Source organism: Micromonospora sp. H61, from assembly GCF_018070325.1.
Classification (GTDB): domain Bacteria; phylum Actinomycetota; class Actinomycetes; order Mycobacteriales; family Micromonosporaceae; genus Micromonospora; species Micromonospora salmantinae.
This window is the reverse complement of record NZ_JAGPXY010000167.1, coordinates 1-3,208: the sequence shown is the minus strand read 5'-3', so window position 1 is coordinate 3,208 and position 3,208 is coordinate 1. Positions and strand designations below refer to the sequence as shown.

Sequence of the window (3,208 nt, the reverse complement as noted above, 5' to 3'; positions counted from 1 at the left end):
TGTCCGCGTTCGTAGCCGAGGTGCTCGGCCATCTCGGTCTCCAACGCACGTTCCAACACCGCGCCGATCATCTGCTGGATCAGACCACCCGGCCCGTCCACCGCCAGCCCTCGCCGGTCAGCATCGGCCAACAACGCGTCGATCGCCTCCGGAGCGAGCAGACCCGCGGCCTTCGCCGCAGCCTCGCTATCCACGATCACCGCCGGCGGCGCAGACGACTCAACACCGTCCACCGATTCCTGAGAAACATCCATAACTGTCATGAGTGAAACCCTCCCTGAACAGGCAAGACACATCCTGCCCGCCGATCGGGCCACCCCTCACCCACAGTTCATCTGACACGCCCCCCGCACGCGGCTGGTCACCAATGTGCGGCCGGCAACGGACATCGGTGGCCACCACATTGCGGCGTCGGCCGGGCTGTCGAGGTTGTCCAGCACCACCAGCCATCGCCGCTCGGTGTGCGCCAACCACGCCAACAGCCGGGTGGCCGCATCGGAATCGGCAACACTCGCCCCGGCAAGCCCAAGGACGGTCGCCGCCTCGGCATACCGAGCAACGATCGCGTCCCGGCTCGATGCTGTTACCCACACCAACAGATCCAACTGTCGGCGCTCGACCAACTGGCGAGCGAACCGCGCGGCCAACTGGGTCTTGCCCACCCCGCCCATTCCCGTCAAGATCTGTGCGCCCGCCGCCGTACGACCCGGCCTCGTCATCGTCCTTGCGTCGAAGCGCGGGCCGCGGTCCTGCAGCCAGGAAGCTGCCGAAGGTAACCGCCCAACCTGCGTGAGACCACTCGAGGTTGGTCCGAGCCGGTCGGCCGGCGGTCCGGTGCGCAACGCCAGGATGGCGGCAACCGTGCCGACCGCAGCCAGCAAAGCACTGACGATGCCCGCGATCCACCCGGCCTGCTCCACCGACACCCACTCGGGGTGAGGCACTGACCAGTCAAACGCCAGCCACCACACCGTCAGCGCCGGTAACACCGTGACAGCCAGAACCAGCGGCCAGCCGAGGCGCCTCCGACAACGCGTCCCCTGACGTCCGAAACCGTGAGTCACCAGTCCATCATCGCCCGTAGATGCGACAGATCCATGGTGCACTGTTGGTTGGTGAAATGGGGCGTGGATCGGGGTCCATCCACCGTGAATGCCGATACCTCGGTTGCTGGTGAAGGCGCGTGCGCGGGTCTGCTATGGAGGGGGCAGGGAACAGAGCTACCTGGACTCGATGTCAGGGCGGGTTCTTGACCGGTCGCCGTAACGAGTCCGGTAACGGCTCGAGGCTGGCAGCCGCGGAGTGGTTGGCATAAGGCAGCAGAGGGCGTCACGAAGGGCTGCCAATCTGTCCGCATCTGCGGCTGTATCAATCGGTTCTGGCATGCCGTGACAGAATGGTTGTAACTGGGGGTCAAGGGGTCGTCGGTTCGAATCCGGCCGTCCCGACCGATTGACCTGGGAAGATGAAGATCATCCCAGGTACCGGCGGTAACATCCGGTAACGGATGATCTTTGTTGGCGGTAACCACGTAGATGGTTGGCCGTCGTCGTGCGCGCTGAAGAACGCTCTGACCTGCCGCTTCATCTGCGCCCTGGATGAAGCGGCATTTTGTCTCCTGATTCCGCGTCAAGTGCTACAGCTGCCGCCAGATGTCGCTTCGTCGGTCGGCTGGAACCAAATTTGGGCACGGTGAGCTGAACACGGGTCGTCCTGCGGCTGCCGCCTGCCTAAGGAACAGGGCGCGTCGATGGTGGACTGATCATGATCAGCGCACCATCGCCTGGCTGCACTGGTTTCGCCGCCTACGCATGCTGGGCAAGCCGCGACGACCATCCACGGGCTTTCTCGGCCTCGCCTGCCCCTCGTCTACTCGTGCAAACTCCAACGTTAGGAGTTTTGAGCATCGACGGTATACGTTCAAATCGTGTCAGTTGACGCTGAGCGAGCGGGCAATGGAATCCGTGCCTTCATCTCGGCAGCCGACTGGGACGGTCTCGGGACATCTGGCGTACAGCGGGTATTCCGCCCGGGCGATCAGCTATGCCGACAGGGCGACAGTGGTGACCACGTCTTCGTTCTCTTGGCGGGGGCCGTCAAGGTGGTCCGGAGCGAAGCTGCGGGCGGCCAGGCGGTGCTGACCGTCCGATACGCGGGCGACATAATAGGCGACATCGCGGCCATCGACGGTGGTCGGCGATCCGCCTCGGTGTCCGCGCTCACCGTACTTACTTGCCGCCTACTGCATGGGCCGGACTTACGACGCTTCTTGGAACGGCGGGAGGTCGCCGCCGGGTTCACCCGCTATGCGTTCAGCCGATTGCGGGAGTCCGACAGCCAACGAACCGAGCTGGCCGTCCTGCCCGTCCTGCAGCGGGTAGCTCGGGCGCTAGTCCGCCTGCACGTCGCTGCGGCCATCGACCCCGGGCGGACGACCATCGACCTCCCACAGCAGGACCTCGCGGAGCTCATCGGGGCGTCGCGCAACGCGGTCGTGCTGGCTCTGGGCGTCTTGCGCGCCGAGCGACTCATCGATACTGGCCGTCGGTGCGTCACCATTGTGGACGCTGGGGGTTTGCGCCGCCGCGCAAACGGGTGATAGTTCCGTCACCATGCGAGCGCCCAATGGTGGGCAGAGTGCGGGCTCAGTGCCAGACACGATGGTCCTGTCACCCAGCGACCAGCGGAAGGCTCCTATCGATGCAACCCCGCCGCGCCCCATCCCGTCCTCTGCCGCCTTATCGGGCGATCCTCGCAGTTGATGCTAAGGATTTCACTAAACTTCCTAGTAGCGTCCACGAGGAAACCTCGGCCGCCATCAAGACGGTCGTCGGTAGCGCCTTGCGTGATGCAGGGCTCGAGGCGGAGTGGTCCGATCCCTCTTTTTTCGGTGACACCGGTGACGGATTCGCTGTCGGCCTTCCGCCGCGCATCCTCCCGTTTCTTGTTGACCCGTTCCCTGCGCTGCTCCAGGAGCGGCTTGCGCATCGACGCAATGATCGGCCCGGCGAAGCACCGCTGCGCCTGCGGGTCAGCCTGCACGTGGGTCCTCTACCGATCGACCCGGCGGCGCCCTCGAGCACGGGTAACGGCGCTGCTCGGAACGATACGCATCGGTTGCTCGACGCGGATGTGATCAAGGAGGCACTGCGAGACGTCAGCCCAGAGATCGCTCTGGTCGCGATGATCATATCGGACCGAGTTTTCG

Annotated in this window: 2 protein-coding genes and 2 pseudogenes; 2 read left to right on the top strand and 2 right to left on the bottom strand. The window is 64.8% G+C overall.

From position 1 onward, the window contains the following. Positions 1-194 (bottom strand): annotated as a pseudogene (locus KBX08_RS32675) (IS256 family transposase); the annotation flags it as partial. Positions 195-320: 126 nt separating this feature from the next. Further along, positions 321-1,064, bottom strand: coding sequence for an NB-ARC domain-containing protein (locus tag KBX08_RS34835; RefSeq protein WP_210787619.1), 744 nt, complete (start codon positions 1,062-1,064; stop codon positions 321-323). Positions 1,065-1,927: 863 nt separating this feature from the next. Between KBX08_RS34835 and KBX08_RS34830 the strand changes: the two genes are divergently transcribed. Both KBX08_RS34830 and KBX08_RS32660 read left to right on the top strand, forming a co-directional pair. Next, entirely contained in the window at positions 1,928-2,599 is a 672-nt protein-coding gene (locus tag KBX08_RS34830; protein WP_210787618.1) for a Crp/Fnr family transcriptional regulator, read from the top strand. Between the two features lie 101 nt (positions 2,600-2,700). Continuing rightward, positions 2,701-3,208, top strand: a pseudogene (locus tag KBX08_RS32660) (hypothetical protein); the annotation flags it as partial.